General features: G+C 31.5%; 20 protein-coding genes. 7 read left to right on the top strand and 13 right to left on the bottom strand.

Annotated elements, in window-relative coordinates:
• Positions 1-33: 33 nt before the first annotated feature.
• Positions 34-342, bottom strand: a complete 309-nt coding sequence (locus HX088_RS03215) for a hypothetical protein (RefSeq protein ID WP_286483353.1) — start codon at positions 340-342, stop codon at positions 34-36.
• 116 nt (positions 343-458) lie between these two features.
• On the opposite strand from HX088_RS03215, the gene HX088_RS03210 reads away from it, so the two are divergent.
• Entirely contained in the window at positions 459-764 is a 306-nt protein-coding gene (locus HX088_RS03210; RefSeq protein WP_394368351.1) for a hypothetical protein, read from the top strand.
• A 59-nt stretch (positions 765-823) separates the two neighbouring features.
• Here the strand turns inward: HX088_RS03210 and HX088_RS03205 are convergent, their stop codons facing one another.
• The gene (locus tag HX088_RS03205; protein WP_260544001.1) at positions 824-1,324 is read right to left on the bottom strand and encodes a septal ring lytic transglycosylase RlpA family protein; all 501 of its coding nucleotides are present in this window, start codon (positions 1,322-1,324) and stop codon (positions 824-826) included.
• Positions 1,325-1,571: 247 nt separating this feature from the next.
• Positions 1,572-3,515 carry a DNA primase gene (gene dnaG / locus HX088_RS03200; protein WP_260543999.1) on the bottom strand — a complete coding sequence of 648 codons (1,944 nt, stop codon included), beginning with the start codon at positions 3,513-3,515 and terminating at the stop codon, positions 1,572-1,574.
• 163 nt (positions 3,516-3,678) lie between these two features.
• Between dnaG and HX088_RS03195 the strand changes: the two genes are divergently transcribed.
• The 3 genes from HX088_RS03195 to sucD all read left to right on the top strand — a co-directional run bounded on the left by HX088_RS03195 (position 3,679) and on the right by sucD (position 6,469).
• Positions 3,679-4,461, top strand: a complete 783-nt coding sequence (locus HX088_RS03195; protein WP_260543997.1) for an META domain-containing protein — start codon at positions 3,679-3,681, stop codon at positions 4,459-4,461.
• Between the two features lie 87 nt (positions 4,462-4,548).
• Positions 4,549-5,475, top strand: a complete 927-nt coding sequence (locus HX088_RS03190; protein ID WP_286483350.1) for a UDP-3-O-(3-hydroxymyristoyl)glucosamine N-acyltransferase — start codon at positions 4,549-4,551, stop codon at positions 5,473-5,475.
• A 124-nt stretch (positions 5,476-5,599) separates the two neighbouring features.
• Positions 5,600-6,469: a succinate--CoA ligase subunit alpha gene (sucD, locus tag HX088_RS03185; RefSeq protein ID WP_171622633.1), complete on the top strand. Its 870-nt coding sequence runs from the start codon at positions 5,600-5,602 to the stop codon at positions 6,467-6,469.
• 58 nt (positions 6,470-6,527) lie between these two features.
• On the opposite strand, the gene HX088_RS03180 is transcribed toward sucD, so the two are convergent.
• From HX088_RS03180 to scpC, 6 genes are all read right to left on the bottom strand, one after another.
• Entirely contained in the window at positions 6,528-6,794 is a 267-nt protein-coding gene (locus HX088_RS03180; RefSeq protein ID WP_260543993.1) for a cytoplasmic protein, read from the bottom strand.
• Positions 6,795-6,799: 5 nt separating this feature from the next.
• Positions 6,800-7,459 (bottom strand): DUF4240 domain-containing protein, encoded by a 660-nt coding sequence (locus HX088_RS03175; protein ID WP_225542014.1) that lies wholly within the window; start codon positions 7,457-7,459, stop codon positions 6,800-6,802.
• A gap of 246 nt (positions 7,460-7,705) precedes the next feature.
• On the bottom strand, positions 7,706-8,842 hold the full coding sequence (locus HX088_RS03170) for a glutathionylspermidine synthase family protein (protein WP_286483348.1): 1,137 nt from the start codon (positions 8,840-8,842) through the stop codon (positions 7,706-7,708).
• Positions 8,843-8,851: 9 nt separating this feature from the next.
• On the bottom strand, positions 8,852-9,241 hold the full coding sequence (locus HX088_RS03165; RefSeq protein ID WP_286483346.1) for a hypothetical protein: 390 nt from the start codon (positions 9,239-9,241) through the stop codon (positions 8,852-8,854).
• Positions 9,242-9,247: 6 nt separating this feature from the next.
• Positions 9,248-9,526, bottom strand: a complete 279-nt coding sequence (locus HX088_RS03160) for a hypothetical protein (protein ID WP_286483345.1) — start codon at positions 9,524-9,526, stop codon at positions 9,248-9,250.
• 104 nt (positions 9,527-9,630) lie between these two features.
• Entirely contained in the window at positions 9,631-11,142 is a 1,512-nt protein-coding gene (gene scpC, locus HX088_RS03155) for a succinyl-CoA:acetate CoA-transferase ScpC (RefSeq protein ID WP_286483343.1), read from the bottom strand.
• Positions 11,143-11,334: 192 nt separating this feature from the next.
• Here scpC and HX088_RS03150 point away from each other — a divergent pair, with 192 nt between their 5' ends.
• Both HX088_RS03150 and HX088_RS03145 read left to right on the top strand, forming a co-directional pair.
• On the top strand, positions 11,335-12,156 hold the full coding sequence (locus HX088_RS03150) for an AraC family transcriptional regulator (protein ID WP_225539341.1): 822 nt from the start codon (positions 11,335-11,337) through the stop codon (positions 12,154-12,156).
• Positions 12,157-12,162: 6 nt separating this feature from the next.
• Positions 12,163-12,825 carry an alpha/beta fold hydrolase gene (locus tag HX088_RS03145; protein WP_171622641.1) on the top strand — a complete coding sequence of 221 codons (663 nt, stop codon included), beginning with the start codon at positions 12,163-12,165 and terminating at the stop codon, positions 12,823-12,825.
• Between the two features lie 39 nt (positions 12,826-12,864).
• Here HX088_RS03145 and truB read toward each other — a convergent pair whose 3' ends face one another.
• Genes truB through HX088_RS03125 form a run of 4 tightly spaced genes read right to left on the bottom strand, consistent with a single transcriptional unit; the run spans position 12,865 to position 15,659 of the window.
• Positions 12,865-13,578, bottom strand: coding sequence for a tRNA pseudouridine(55) synthase TruB (gene truB / locus HX088_RS03140; RefSeq protein WP_188319780.1), 714 nt, complete (start codon positions 13,576-13,578; stop codon positions 12,865-12,867).
• A 1-nt stretch (position 13,579) separates the two neighbouring features.
• Positions 13,580-14,464: an undecaprenyl-diphosphate phosphatase gene (locus tag HX088_RS03135; RefSeq protein WP_171622643.1), complete on the bottom strand. Its 885-nt coding sequence runs from the start codon at positions 14,462-14,464 to the stop codon at positions 13,580-13,582.
• Positions 14,464-14,766 carry a DUF3098 domain-containing protein gene (locus HX088_RS03130; RefSeq protein WP_286483340.1) on the bottom strand — a complete coding sequence of 101 codons (303 nt, stop codon included), beginning with the start codon at positions 14,764-14,766 and terminating at the stop codon, positions 14,464-14,466. Before HX088_RS03130 ends, HX088_RS03135 begins: the two co-directional genes overlap by 1 nt.
• The gene (locus tag HX088_RS03125) at positions 14,766-15,659 is read right to left on the bottom strand and encodes a cell division protein FtsX (RefSeq protein WP_171622645.1); all 894 of its coding nucleotides are present in this window, start codon (positions 15,657-15,659) and stop codon (positions 14,766-14,768) included. The genes HX088_RS03130 and HX088_RS03125 overlap by 1 nt, the downstream gene beginning before the upstream one ends.
• Positions 15,660-15,765: 106 nt before the next feature.
• Here HX088_RS03125 and rsmA point away from each other — a divergent pair, with 106 nt between their 5' ends.
• Complete coding sequence (rsmA, locus tag HX088_RS03120; protein ID WP_171622646.1) at positions 15,766-16,533, top strand: 16S rRNA (adenine(1518)-N(6)/adenine(1519)-N(6))-dimethyltransferase RsmA; 768 nt, start codon at positions 15,766-15,768, stop codon at positions 16,531-16,533.
• Positions 16,534-16,535 lie beyond the last annotated feature (2 nt).

The following is a 16,535-nucleotide window of genomic DNA, read 5'->3' as shown; positions in this document are numbered from 1 at the left end:
TATCGAGCTTTTTTATTTTGTTAATAATGATTATTATTTAATTGTTCTACGTTTAATTTCTAAATTCACAATAAATTTATCTACATCATCACCCGTAGATAAATTTCCTACAACGTATACCCCCTTATCACCACTCTGATTATTAATTATTCCATAAACAGAAGATTCATCATCAGGATCTGACATTCCTTCGTAACGGTAAATACATACAATATCAAAATGTTCAGGATTCTGCTTTAATTGTCCTTTTTCGATATTATAATCAATTATAAAACCGTTTTCAGTTAACTCCGTTAAAGCTTCGTTAGTAGTTTTATAACGGTATTGAATTTTTTCTTTCATATTTTAATGGTTTATGAATTGATTCTCAAATACTATTCCATTAAAGACAATTAAATTTATTAAATTATATTTTTGGTAAGGTTCTTGTCTTACTCTTCACATTATATATTAAAGTGATGATGAAATTAACAGTTTTAAAGAAAATTAATTTAGTTGCAATCTTTGCACTTGCGGCTTTATTTCTAACTTCTTGTGATGGTTCTACTACAATTTATGGTATTGAGCATACACATCATAAAAAGAAAAAGTATAAAAAGTATCCCAAATATGATGCAAGGTATGATAACCATAGAAATCTCCCACCTGGACAACATAAAAAGATACATGGAGATAAGTCTGCGAAATATTATGCACCAGGTCAACAAAAAAAGCATAATAAATATTACAAAAAGAAAAATCATCATAAACATTACGATGATTAACAAAAAAAAGGATTGAATACATTCAATCCTTTTTTTTGTTTTAATATCTAAAAATCGGTTTAATCTACAACTTCCATTTGTACGTTCAGAATTCCTGCACTCGTAGAACCTATAGATGTAAACGCTGCTTTACTCAAATCTAATAATCTTGATTTTGTATGCGGTCCTCTGTCGTTTATCTTTACAACTACAGATTTACCATTATTTGTATTTGTTACTTTTACTTTTGTACCGAAAGGTAATGTTTTATGAGCAGCTGTGAAGTTATTTTTATTGTATAATTCGCCACTCGAAGTTTTTTTTCCGTGAAATTTGTCTGCATACCAAGAAACTATTCCGCTTACTTTATTTCCAGCTTTTTCCACTATTTCTGCAACAGTTGTGTTGTCTATTTTATTTAAATCTGCTACTTTATTAAGGAGAGTAGATTTTAAATTTTTTGTATAAACTGATACCGGCAATGGTAAAGGACTTACTGTTGAAAAATTTGATTCTTCCTTTGCTTGTGCAAACGGAATAATCATCAGCATTACTAATAATGTTAAAAAATTCTTTGTCATTCTTTAGTTTTTTCTGAATCTGTATCTAAAATAAGAATTATTGAATTTAATTAGACATGCATAGTATTTTTTATTGATTTTCAATTAATAAAACACTTCTAATTCATTATTATCAGCTGTATTACGAATAGTTGTTAACGTTAAGTTAAAAAAAATGACACTTATTAAAATTTTTAAGAAAAGCCTTTAATTAATCGTTAATTTATAGAGTATTAGGTTAATACGGAATATTTAACAAACGCGTGAATTAAATTACACGATTAAGATGTTGATTTAAGATATTTTTCAAACCAGTAAAATGCATAATCTGTTGAAGAATTTGGTTCGTTTCTTCAATTGATAAATCAGTGTTTTTGGTTTGTTGCATTAACTCTTTTATCACATTATCGATGTAAATAATCTTGAAACGTAATAAGACATCGAACAAATCTTTGTGTACAAACTCTTCTTTCTTTTTGATATTGATACCTTGTTTTACCGTCCAATTTTCACTTAAACTATGTTTTTCCATCATCATTTCAGAGGCAAGATTTACAATTTCGGGATTGCTTAATCGAGAAAAATAAGTTCCTGTTCGTAGTTCATCATTTTCTAAACCAGTTTTTACATCATCCAAAATCGATTGAAAAAGTGGATTACTCAAACTCAAATTGTTTTCTTCAAATTGGGTAATGATTTCTTGGTTAACCGTTGTTTTATATAGTTCGTTGTTTTCGTTCTTTAAATCAACTTCCAAATCACCAAATTGCATGATAAGCTTAATGATTTCATTCTCTACAGTTTGCTGTACATTGATAACTTCTTTTGTTGAAGGAACGATTGAAATGGCTGGTTTTTTTGTTCTCGACTGATCGGTGATATGAGAAGAAGAGGTCGATTTGTCATTAGAATTTTGTAATTGAGCCAATTCTTTGAACAAAACTTCTTCACGAATTTCCATTATTTTAGAAGTTTCCGCAATATAAACTTCTTGTTTAATAATATTTGGAATCAGTGAAATTGATTTGACAATTTCTCGAATTAATTCAGCTTTTTTGATTGGATCATTTTTCGCATCTTCTAATAAAACATTTGCTTTGAAACGAATAAAGTCTGTTGCATTTGATTTTATATAAGCTTCAATTTCTGTTGTCGAATGTTTCTTAGCAAAAGAATCCGGGTCTTCACCTTCTGGTAACAATAGAATTTTGACGTTCATTTCTTGTTCCAGAATCATATCTATTCCTCGGAAAGAAGCTTTAATACCAGCATTATCACCATCATACATCACGACGATGTTTTCTGTTAAACGCTTTATCAAACGAATTTGTTCATTTGTTAGCGCTGTTCCAGAACTTGCCACTACGTTTTGTATCCCTGCTTGATGTAAAGAAAGTACATCAGTATAACCTTCAACTAAAAAACATTGATCGGCTTTTGTAATATGTTGTTTTGCCTGAAATAAACCATAAAGTGTTTTACTTTTGTGGTAAATTTTATTTTCGGGAGAATTTAAATACTTTGCAGCTTTGGCATCATTACGTAGAATACGCCCTCCAAAACCTAAAGTTCTTCCAGAAAAACTGTAAATAGGAAACATGACACGTTCGCGAAATTTATCATATTTTTTATGATCTTCTTTAAACGTAGCTAAACCAGCTTCCTCAATTAATTCTTTTGAATATCCGTTTTTTAAAGCATGTTCTGCTAATGCATCCCATTGTTTTGGTGAATAACCGAGTTCAAATTTATCAATCGTTTCTTTTGTAAAACCGCGTTCCCGGAAATAGCTAAGACCAATTAAATTTCCTTCTTCGGAATTATGTAATTGATTCACAAAGAATTTCTTTGCAAAATCAGTCAAAATATATAAACTTTCTCGTTCTTTTTCTTCTTGCTGTTGCTCAAAATTATATTCTCCATCTTCTTCAATTTCGATGTTATAACGTTTTGCCAACCATCGCAAAGCTTCAGGATAGGTAAACTGTTCAACTTCCATTAAAAAAGTGACAACATTTCCTCCTCTACCTGATGAAAAATCTTTCCAAATTTGTTTAGCAGGTGATACGACAAAAGAAGGAGTTTTTTCATTGCCAAAAGGCGAAAGTCCTTTTAAACTGGAACCTGCACGTTTCAGAGTGACAAAATCACCAACAACTTCTTCTACACGAGCTGTTTCGAAGATTATATCTATTGTTCTTTGAGAAATCAAATTGAATTATTTTTGAGGGATGAAACCAGATTTATTTTTCAAAATTATAACTTTTTATTGATATCAATTCATCTTTCTTAAAAGCATTGTAGAAAAGATTTTTAACATATTTCAATTTTGGTATGGTATTCGTATAATACGAAGAAACTTGAAATTAAATTTTATGAAATCAACAATCTTAAAAATATCTTTTGCAGCAATTTTAGCAACAGGATTTTTAACATCTTGTTCTACGGTAAATAATATGGGTGGAAATACAGAAACGACTAACACAACTTCTATTTTAGGTAAATGGGAATTAAGTCATGTTAATTCTATGAAAGCAGCAACATTGGCAGAAGCATATCCAATGGGTGTTCCTTATCTTAATTTTGTTTCAACTAATATGTTAAATGCTTCTGACGGATGTAACACATTAAACGGAGGGGTTACAATTTCAGGAAATGAAATTACTTTCGGAAATATGATGTCTACGATGAAAGCATGTGAGAATGTAGAAGATTCAAATTTCAGTTCAAAATTAAACGGAAAGTTAAAATATTCAATTTCAGATAATAAATTATTATTAATTCAAGACGATATCGTTGTAATGACTTTTGTTCGTCCAGGGAATTTAGCAGGTTCTTGGGAATTAGAAGAATTTATTGGTAGAGATAGAAGTGCAAAATCTTTGGATGATCGTTTTCCAAATCAGAAACCAACTTTAACGTTCCAAAATAATAAAGTTTCTGGAAATGATGGATGTAATAATTTATCAGGTGCTTATTTAGCTGTTGGAAATTCACTTAAAGTGAAAAACATTGCGACAACACGTATGGCTTGTCAAGGTGTAGATGCTGATGCATTTGGAGAGCGTTTTAACAATGTAAACAAATATGAAATTCAAAACGGAAAATTAGTTTTGTTTGCAAACGATGTTAAAACAATGGTTTTCAAGAAAAAATAATTCGATTTAATTCATAAATCATTAAAGCTGTCATTTTTTGACAGCTTTTTTATTTTTATATTTGTAGACTTTTAAAAGTAGAGAAAGATGAAATTTCCACAAACACATAAATTAAAAGATATTGCATCTATTATAGATGCAAAATTTATTGGAAACGAAAATTTTCCAGTTGAAGGAATCAATGAAATTCACCGTGTAGAAGAGGGAGATATTGTATTTGTTGACCATCCTAAATATTACGATAAAGCATTACAATCTAATGCAACAATTGTTTTAATTAATAAAGAAGTTGATTGTCCAGAAGGAAAAGCTCTGCTGATTTCTGATGATCCATTTCGTGATTTTGTAAAGATTGGCCAATATTTTTTATCATTTCAACCATCAAATAAGCAAATTTCTGATTCAGCAGAAATAGGGGAGGGGACAATTATTCAACCATGTGCTTTCATTGGAAACCATGTTAAAATTGGTAAAAATTGTGTGATTCATTCTAATGTTTCAATTAACGATCATGCGATTATCGGAGATAATGTTATTATTCGTTCAGGAACTGTTTTGGGTGCAGATGCTTTTTATTACAAAAATCGTGAAACGGGTTATGATCGTTTAAAATCTGTCGGAAATGTAATTATTGAAAATCATGTCGAAATTGGTGCAAACTGTACAATAGATAGAGGAGTATCTGCCTCAACAATTATTGGTGAAGGAACAATTATGGATAATCTAATTCAGATTGGTCACGATACGATTATTGGTAAAAAATGTTTGATTGCTTCTCAGGTAGGAATTGCAGGATGCGTAAATGTAGAAGACGAAGTTTCTATTTGGGGACAAGTTGGGATCACGAGTGGTGTAACTATAGGTACAAAAGCAGTCTTATTAGCACAAGCAGGTGTAAGTAAATCTTTGGAAGGAGGGAAAACTTATTTCGGAACTCCGGCAGAAGAAGCAAGAGGATTGTATAAAAAGATAGCAGCCACAGAGATAATGGTACGCGATTATAGAAAAAAATAATTTTTTTATGATAAATATCTTATAGATTTTTGTCTTGTTTCGATAATTAGATAGTGTATTTTTTACATCGAATATTTTTTAAAATCCAAAACTCCTTTTATATTTGTGTAAATTAAAAATCACAATGTCTGTATTAGTAAACAAAGATTCAAAAATAATCGTTCAAGGGTTCACAGGAAAAGAAGGAACTTTTCATGCTGAGCAAATGATTGAATATGGAACAAACGTAGTAGGAGGCGTAACTCCAGGTAAAGGTGGACAAACACATTTAGGTTTACCAATTTTTAACACAGTGAAAGATGCTGTTGTTGAGGCTGGAGCTGACGTTTCTATTATTTTCGTTCCACCAGCATTCGCAGCTGATGCTGTTATGGAAGCTGCAGAAGCAGGTATCAAAGTAATTATCTGTATTACAGAAGGTATTCCTGTAGAAGATATGGTAAAAGTACAAGCGTACGTTGACCAAAGAGATGTAACATTAATTGGACCGAACTGTCCAGGTGTTATTACATCAGGTGAAGCGAAAGTTGGTATTATGCCAGGATTTATTTTCAAACCAGGTAAAGTTGGTATAGTTTCTAAATCAGGAACTTTAACGTACGAAGCTGCTGACCAAGTTGTAAAAGCTGGTTACGGAATTTCTACAGCAATCGGAATTGGCGGAGATCCAATTATTGGAACAACTACTAAAGAAGCGGTTGAATTATTTATGAATGACCCAGAAACGGAGTGTATCGTAATGATTGGTGAAATTGGTGGTCAATTAGAAGCTGAAGCTGCTCGTTGGATTAAAGCGAATGGTACAAAACCAGTTGTAGGATTTATTGCAGGACAAACTGCACCAAAAGGGCGTACAATGGGACATGCCGGAGCTATCGTAGGTGGAGCTGATGATACAGCGCAAGCTAAAATGGCGATTATGACAGAATGTGGAATTCATGTGGTGTCTTCTCCTGCTGATATCGGAGCTAAAGTTGCTGAAGTTTTAGGATAAGAAAAATTCTTTCTAAATATAAAAGGAACTCAATTTGAGTTCCTTTTTTTTATAACTTTTATTCAAACCAATATTTACTCATTTCCTCTAAGAAAATTGGATCATTAATAGGAAAAATATCGTCAATAATAGAATTAATTCCACAACTTGGACAAATTGCAGTTTCATCTTTTCCATCTATTTCTTCAATAAATTCTTTGATTTCAGTAGTAGATAAAATTTCTTTACAACAAAAACATGCGCAACTATTAGTATTCAATATTTTTGATTTATTGAATATAGACGCTTTGTGAGCTTGTTTCAAAAATTCAATAGAATACTTCATAAAATTTACAAAAACTCATCTTCATCATCAAAATCATCCTCTGTTTCGTCGTCATCAGGAGAATAATCTTCGATAAAAACCTTGAATAATCTTGGGCAAATAACTTGAAGATTTGTTAAATTCTCGTCATCCCAATCAAAGTCTGGTTTTGGAAATTCTTCAGTAAAGAATTTCATACATTCTTGATCAATAAAATCAAAAAAATCATTTTCGAATTTACAATAGAAAACATTATTTGCAATTAAGTGAAAAGTTTCGAATTCGAACAAATCATCTTCATTGAAACCTTCTTCAAAAAAATCTGCCAAATAATCTGGATTTAAAATCGCTTTTTCAAACAATTCTTTTCCTTGAGAAATAATCCAATTTTTGAAATAATAAAAATGTTCAGGATTTGTACCGTCATTCATAATACAAGACGCACACCAAACCTCTGGTAAATGCAATGTGTAAGCAAAAAAATCTAATCGAAGTTGAAAACCAATAATATCTTCGGCAGTTAGAACATCTAATTCTTGCATCAAAGCTAATTCTTGGTCTTGCAGATTATTGGCATCGATCAACGAATTTTCTATAATTTGCCAAAACAGATCTTCTTCGAGCATACGAGAAACTCGTTCTGGCGGTAGAGTTGACGAATTAAACAAATCATCTAAAAAATCCATAATTTTACATTTTAGTTTTTAATTTGCTAATTTTAATTTGCTAAAAATTATCTAAGGTTTTATTCCTTAAACGTTTAATTTATAAAAAATTTTAGCTAAATCTTTTTTTAATTTATAAATAATAAATGATGAAACCTATCAATTTTTAAATTATTTGTAATTTTAGCGGTAATTATTTGATTTTGTTTAAACTAAAAAGTCTAATTCTTGAAGGAATTAGACTTTTTGTATGTTTTTTTTATATCTCTACTCAATGATATGTGGCACAAATCGACTTTTGTCAGTTGTAATAAACTGATTACTTTCTCGAACTGTAATTCCACATGATTCTTGTCCGATTACCCAACTTCCGATAATGGTATAACCTGTTTCTTCGTGATGCAAATCTGTTAAAGCTTGGTAGACAAAACCTTCTTCGCCATATTCGCCCGAAGTTTGTTCAGCAATATGACCATTTTTTACAACTTCTACGTTTGCACCTTCACGCGATAGCAATGGTTTTTTGACATAGTTTTTCATCTCTTTTGGCGTATCTGCATAAGCTTCTAACAACAACGTATGATTGGGATATAATTCCCATAAAATTGGTAAAATTGCTTTGTTTGAAAGAATCATTTTCCAGGCAGGTTCAATCCAATTTGCGTTGATTTCATCATTTTTTATGTTGTAAGCAAACAATTCATTTACCAGCCATTCCCACGGATAAAGCTTGAATATATCGGTAATTTCTTCCTCTTCCAAATCTACAAAATTGACATTATTCCAACCGATTTCGTCAATGTAAATTAGTTTGGTATTAATTCCCGCTTGTATTGCGCAATCTCTTATGTATTCTATGTTTGTTAAATCTTCTAAGGATTCTCTTACGCAAGAAAAATGTAAGGTTTCACCTTTTAAATAAGGTTTTAACATTTTCCACGTTTCAATTAATTTATCGTGAACAGAATTGAATTGATCTTTTGTTTCGCCGAAATAATTTTCCATCCAAAGCCATTGTACCACACCACATTCAAACAATGAAGTTGGTGTATCTGCATTGAATTCTAATAATTTAAGTTGACCATTTTTATAGGCAAAATCGAAACGACCATAAATACTTGGTGCATCATTTTCCCAAGTATCAATTAAATAAGGTTGAATAAATTTTGGAATTTTAAATTCGTCTAACCGATTATTTTGAATGACATGTTCTACCGCATTTAAGCACATTTCCCATAATTCGTTTGTCGCTTCAAAAAATTGATCCGCTTCTTTTTCTGTTATCGAATAATAATAATCTTCGACCCAATAAGTTTGTTTATTGTCGTCTGTATGAAATCCAAAGCCGATATTTTCTAACCTTTCTTGCCAGTTTTCGTCAGCTTTTATTTTTTTTAATTGCATAAAATTAGTTTAAGATGAAGCTGAACGAGAGGATGCAGATTTTCCAAATCCACCACGAACAGTTTGACTTTTGTATGCTTTCGCTTTTGCAGTGTTTGTTCCGACATTTGATTGTTGATGTAAACCTGGGCTTGCATAACCCATTCCACCACCAGCTAAACTACGGAATGCCATAAACCAAAGCAGAGAACTTCCCATTCCACCATGATGCGAACCGCTAGATTGGGCTGCGTAATTAGAGGAAACATCACTATATGGCGCAGTAGAATCTGCTCGCATATAAACTTTTTGCGCATTATTGGTTACTGCAGGTTCTTCACGATTCATACACGAACTAAGAACCGAAGAAATTAATACCAATGTTACTACTTTACTCGCCCTTTTTTCTCTTTTATTCATCATTATTTATTGTATGGTTACGTAAATAGGAATTTTTGTCGAATCTGTAGGGGTATATTGTTTATGTGTAATCAATGTATCTACTTTTTCGGCAATCATCATATTATTAGCCCAAATTTTTTGTTTGGTAATATGTAAAACAGAATCACCTTTAGTTTCTGTTGTTAAGACAACTTCGCGTGCTGATTTTTTATTTAATTGTTCTAAATTTTGATTTTCGTTTTGATTGGATTGACAAGCAATAAATGTTGTCAAAATAAGTGTTAGGAATACGATCTTTTTCATGTTTTTTAGAATTCTAACAAAGTTACATTATTTCACAAAAAAAGCACAATCCGAAATTTCCGAATTATGCTTTTGAATAAGTATAGTCTTATTATTTATTATTTCTAATGATTTAATACTAATAATTCTTCTTTTTTCATAGAACCTGTTTGTTTCAATCTTGTGTGCCAAGAGAACGCTTCTTCTAAGATATGTGGTGTTTGACCACCTCTTTCTGCACAAGCTCTTTCGAAATAAGATAATAATTCAGCTTTATAATCTGGGTGAACACAGTTGTTGATGATTTCGATTGCTCTTTCGCGAGGAGCTAAACCTCTTAAATCAGCTAAACCTTGTTCTGTTACAATAATATCAACATCGTGTTCTGTATGGTCTGTATGTGAAACCATCGGAACAATAGAAGAAATATTTCCACCTTTTGCAGTAGAAGCAGTAACAAAGATTGAGATAAATGCATTACGAGCAAAATCTCCAGAACCACCGATTCCGTTCATCATGTGAGTACCAGAAACGTGAGTAGAGTTTACGTTACCGTAAATATCACACTCTAAAGATGTATTGATCCCGATAATTCCTAAACGACGAATCACTTCGCAAGAGTTAGAAATAGATTGTGGACGTAAAAGGATTTTTCCTTTGTAGTTGTCAACATTTCCAATTACACGATCGTAACATTCTTGAGAAACTGTCATTGAAGATGCTGAAGCAAACTTCATTTTTCCAGAATCGATTAAATCAAATGTAGAATCTTGTAAAACTTCTGAATACATAACTAAATCTTCGAAGTCGGAATGCTCTAATCCACCTAATACAGCATTTGCAACTTTTCCAATACCACATTGTAATGGCATCAAAGATTTTGTAAGACGTCCTTCTTCTACTTCATTTTCGAAGAATTTTACAATATTTTGTGCAATTGCCGCAGTCGCTTCGTCAGCTGGTTGAATATCTCCAGGAGCATCTTGAATGTCGTGGAATACAATTCCAACAATTTTAGAAGGATCTACTTTTATTGTTTCACGTCCAATTTTAGAATCACAAGAAGTGATGTTAATTGGGGTACGTTTTCCATATTCTTCTACACTATAGATGTCGTGAATACCTCTGATATTTGTAGGGATAGCTGTATTAATCTCGATGATTAATTTATCAGCATTTTCTGCAATTTCTGCATTATTACCGATAGAAGTTGTAGGAACTAAAGAACCATCTTCTAAAATTTCGGCAACTTCTAAAACACCTAAATCAATCTTAAATTGACCATCTAAAATATGTTCAGCTGATTCTCCTAAGTGTTGATCTATAAATAATACATTTCCTGCATTAATATTTTTACGCATTACAGTGTCAACTTGGAATGGTAAACGTTTTTTTAACGCTCCACTTTCTACCAAAGCAGCGTCCGTTCCATGGCCTAATGATGCACCAGTAACTAAAGTGATTTTTAAATTTTCAGATTTGGCACGCTCCGCAACAGCTTTTAATACAACTTTTGTATCACCTCCTCTTGTAAAACCACTTGAACCTACAGTCATTCCATCTTCAAAAAATTTGGCAGACTCCTCTGCTGTCATTACCTTTGATTGTAAGTCAGTTAATTTTATTCTTTCCAACATAATGCAACTTATTTTCTAATACTTTTCAATAATTGTACCCTTCTCAGTAGAGGGAATTACAAATATTGTATAATTTAATAAAAAGTCAATATCAATAATAGTCAAATAATTATTTATTTCAGACACTTTTATTTGTGTACTTGATACATTATATCAAATAAATTATTATATTAGTTCACAGATTAAAAAACTATGAATATACACTTAGATAATAAATTCGAAACACGATACTACCTAACTGAAATTGATAAACTACCGACCTCTATTTTCTGTTATCACAAGGAAATTTCGGAGGCATACGTTGTAGAGCACAAACATAATAAAGCGCAATTTCTTTATTGTGAGGGAGGTATAGTGTATGTCAAAATAGGAAAAGATACTTTTTATTTACCTGCAAGACACTATATGTGGATACCGCCTCATGTTGAACACAGTATACACCCAAATACACCAGATGTAATCATGAGAAATTTATATTTTCCTATAAATGAAAGCGATAATTCGTTTTATAAGAAAGTAGGAATTTATCCAACTGATGGTTTACTTTTAGAACTTTTATTGTTCTCTAATCAATGGAAAGGTGACATAGTGCCTGAAAACAGAAGCGAATATGTAATAGCACAAGCATTTAAAGAAATTTTACCTAAAGTAAGTAAAAGCAGTTTACGATTAGCTTTACCACTTCCACATGATGAACGTCTGAAAAAAATTGTACAATTCTTAGATGATAATATGGATTCTTCGATCACAATGAAAAAAATTACAGCAGAGTTTGGGTTTTCAGAACGATCATTGTCACGTTTATTTCAAAAAGATTTGAATATGACATTTGTGCAGTACTTTACTATTCTAAGAATGTTACGTGCTTTACAGTTATTGATTGACAATACATATTCTATCAGCGAAATATCAACTATGGTAGGATACAATAGTTTACCGACGTTTAGTAATACTTTTCAAAAAGTGATTGGTGTACGCCCTACAGATTACTCAAAAAAGAAAGATATATTATAATAAGATATGAAAATTTATCAAGTAAGTGGATTAGGTGCAAATGCAAATGCATTTAGAAATCTGCGCTTGGAACAAGATTTTGAGCAAGTTTATATTCCTTGGTTAGACCCAGAGAAAGACGAAACTTTGGCTCATTATGCTGAACGATTATTAGATAAAATAAATCCCACAGAAGAATTTCTTTTGATGGGATTATCTTTTGGAGGAATAATTGTACAAGAAATGAATCGTTTTATTGATCCCGCTCATACATTTTTAATTTCTACAGTTAAGAATAGAACAGAGATTCCTAAATTATTTCGATTTTCTGCATTGATCAATGCGCATAAAATAATTCCAATGAGTTTTTTAACTTCAGATCGAACATTTTCTTATATGATGATGAGAAAGTTGTATTATACAGATCGTGAAAAAGATAATATAGATGATATTTTTGAGTTTAAAAATGCGGATTATTTAAAATGGTCGATTCATAAGATTGTTAATTGGGAACACTCTGCTGCTTATCACGAAAAAAATGTAACGCACATTCATGGAACAAAAGATATCGTTTTTCCGATTGAATACATCAAAGATGCTATACAAATAGATGGAGGAACGCATATTATGGTGATGCAAAAACCAAAACAAGTAAGTGAAGAAATCAATAAAGTTTTGACTACATTATAAAAAGAAAAGCTTGAACATTTATTCAAGCTTTTGTATATATTATAATTCTTTTTCTGTTTGATCTTCTTCTTCAAAATAACTTCTTTCTAAAGCTAAATTTTCGGAATTGATTACATCAAACTCTCCAATTTTCGTTCGTCTTAACGCAGTTAAATATCCTCCCGAATTTAAAGCTTTTCCAAAATCATAAGCCAACGAACGTATATACGTTCCTTTGCTGCAATTCACTTCAAAATCAACAAAAGGTAAATTTATTTTTGTTATTTTGAAATCGAGAATATTAACTTTACGTGCTTTTCGTTCGATTTCTTGACCATCACGTGCCAATTCGTACAAACGTTTTCCGTCCACTTTAATTGCCGAATGCATTGGTGGAAATTGTTCAATTTCTCCTATAAACTGTTTCGTTGTTTCGTGAATAATTTCTTCTGTGATATGTTCTGTAGGAAAAATTTCGTTTTCTTCTGATTCTAAATCATAAGTTGGAGTAGTTACGCCTAATTTGATTGTTCCTGTATACGTTTTTTCTTGTGCCTGAAATTCGTCAATGCGTTTTGTCCATTTACCTGTGCAAACCAATAAAAGGCCAGTGGCTTTAGGGTCTAAAGTTCCGGCATGACCAACTTTTATTTTCTTTAAATTATAAGCTTTTCTGATGTTCCAACGAATTTTATTGACTACATCAAAAGAAGTCCAATCAAGTGGTTTGTCAATCAAAAAAACGTGACCATCTTGTATTTTTTCTACGTTCATTTTAGTTGTGCTGAATCATTGTAGTTTCTACTGAAGCGGCATTGTCTTTTTCTACTTGAGATGGAGTAGTGTTCCAGAAATAAATCAATAAAATAATTCCGATAATTATTCTGTACCAACCCCAAAACTTGAAACCATATTTTGTTAAAACAGCAATAAATGTTTTTACAGCGATCAAGGCAACGATAAATGCAACCACATTTCCAATGATAAATAAAGTAATATGATGTTGATCTTGTAAAATCATTTCGTAACCTTTCATTGGGTTAGCGGTATTTTCGCCCCATGTTTTTACGAAGATCGAATAGACGGTAACAGCCAACATCGTAGGAACAGCTAAAAAGAAAGAGAATTCGGCAGCAGCTTTGCGTGTTAAACCTTGCGTCATACCACCAATAATTGAAGCGGCAGAACGAGAAGTTCCTGGCATCATGGCTAAGCATTGCCAAAAACCAATAATGATTGCTTTCTTTATGGTAATTTCTTTTTCATCATCAATTTTAGGGTTTTTGAACCATTTATCTACAAATAATAAGATGACACCTCCAAAAACTAACATACCAGAAATTGCGATCTGATTTCCTAAAACAGCTTCAATTTTATCATCAAATAATTTTCCTAAAATTAACGCAGGAACTACAGCTAATGCTAATTTGATGTAAAAGTTGAAATTAAAATTTTTGAAGTCAAAGAATTTTTTCCAATACAACACAACGATTGATAAAATAGCTCCAAATTGTATTGAAACTTGAAACATTTTTAAGAATTCGCTTTCTGGCATTCCCATCAACGCAGCGGTAAATCCCATGTGCGCTGTAGAAGAAATTGGTAAATATTCGGTAAGACCTTCTATAATAGCAATGATAATTGCTTGTAAAGTATTCATTATTTTTCTTTATTCGGATTGATTAAAATGGCATAAATTTCAACGATAAAACCTGCAACAACTAAAAATGGAGCTAATCTAATTCTTCGGAAAGAATAGATTTCGTCGTTCCAATAATTAGCATCCCAAGTTCCATCAGGTTTTGTGTTGGCATCGTGTCCTGTCATTAATAAAAAGCCAAGACCAATTAGTGCAACACCAATTGCCATGAAAATGTAATTTCTTTTTCCGAATAAAAAAGTAAAACCAGCAGTATTTGTAACTGCTGATTTTTTTGTTGTATCGATAGAATTTGATTTCATTAATAAAGTTGATCAGTTTTTAATCTTAAATAACGCCATGCAGCAAACAATGTACTAAATACCGCAATTACAACACCAATTCCAATAAGAATAAGGATTAATAGTGTAAAGTTAGGGTTCCAAATAACCAAACCTACTTTTGTTGCTAAAATATACCACAAGAAACCTAAACCAATAACGGCAATAAATGCTGCTAAGAAACCTAAAATAGCTGCTTCTATTAAGAACGGTTTTACAATAAAACGTCTACGAGCACCTACTAATTGCATTGTTTTAATGCTAAAACGTTTCGCATAAATTTTCAGGCGGATAGAATTGTTGATTAATACAACTACAATTATCAAGAAGATAACAGCAAATATCATAATCCAAAACGTAATGTTGTTGATACTATGATAAATCGTTACCATTGCTTCTTTATCACTCTTTACTTCATCTATGATTTGATTTTTTGCTAAAACTTTGTTGATCGAATCAATTTGTTCGACAGATTCTATCATTGCAGGGTTTAACGTAATTTGAACCGAAGCAGGGAAAATACTTTCTTCGAAGAAATCACTACCATCTGTACCTAAATCTTTTTTGGCAATTTTTGCAGCCTCTTCTTTGCTAATATATTGTGTAGCTTCAACAAAAGGGTATTTAATTTTTAACGAATCGATATAAGATTTTTGTAAATCGAGTTCCTTATCTTTTAATTTCGGATCTTCGACATCTTTAAAATATGCCTCGATTTTTAACTCTCTTTTTAGATGTTCTGCGTAACTTTGTGCATTAATGACAATTAAGCCGAAAATACCTAATAGAAATAAAACAAGCGAAATACTAATCACAACAGTAATGTTAGAAGAGCGCAGTCTTTTTTTCTCAAATTTATCGTTCGTTTTTGACATTTGGGTTAATTTTGGGGCTAAGATAAAAAAAACTTATTTCGCAAGAAAGATATTCCGTATATATTCTACGGTAAGTTGGTTAAAGAAAACTTAAAATTTAGAATTTTTGAAAGTAAAAGCTAAAAAACATTTAGGTCAGCATTTTTTGAATGACGAAAATATAGCACGAGATATTGCTGAAGGATTGACTTGGCAAGGATATGATCGTGTGTTGGAGATTGGACCAGGAATGGGAGTGTTGACAAAATATATTTTACAAGCAAAGAAAAATATAGAGGTTGTAGAAATTGATAATGAATCTGTTGAGTATTTAAAAGAATATTATCAACCATTTTATCCAGGATTTAAAATTCATTCTGAGGATTTTTTGAAAATGGATTTCTCATCAAAATTTGATGAACAAATTGCTATTTTAGGAAATTTTCCGTATAATATCTCTTCGCAAATTATTTTTAAAGCGTTAGAAGAGCGTCACACAGTTCCCGAAGTTTGTGGAATGTTTCAGAAAGAAGTTGCCGAACGTATTGCCTCTAAAAAAGGTACAAAAGATTATGGTATACTTTCAGTGTTAGCGCAAGCGTACTATCATTGCGATTATTTGTTTACTGTGCCAGAACACGTTTTTACACCACCACCAAAAGTGAAATCAGGTGTTATTATAATGAAGCGTTACAGAACAGAAATAGAAGGAGTTGAACAAAAACGATTTTTTCAAGTAGTGAAAGCTGGTTTTGGACAAAGAAGAAAAACGCTTCGTAATTCGTTGAAAGCTTTAGGAATTCCTGAAGATTTAAACGATCACGAATTTATGAGTATGCGCGCAGAACAATTATCTGTCGAAGATTTTATTGAATTAACGAAAAGAATGAAATAGAT

The organism is Empedobacter sp. 225-1, assembly GCF_030328185.1.
GTDB classification, from domain to species: domain Bacteria; phylum Bacteroidota; class Bacteroidia; order Flavobacteriales; family Weeksellaceae; genus Empedobacter; species Empedobacter stercoris.
This window is presented reverse-complemented; position numbering and strand designations above follow the sequence as displayed.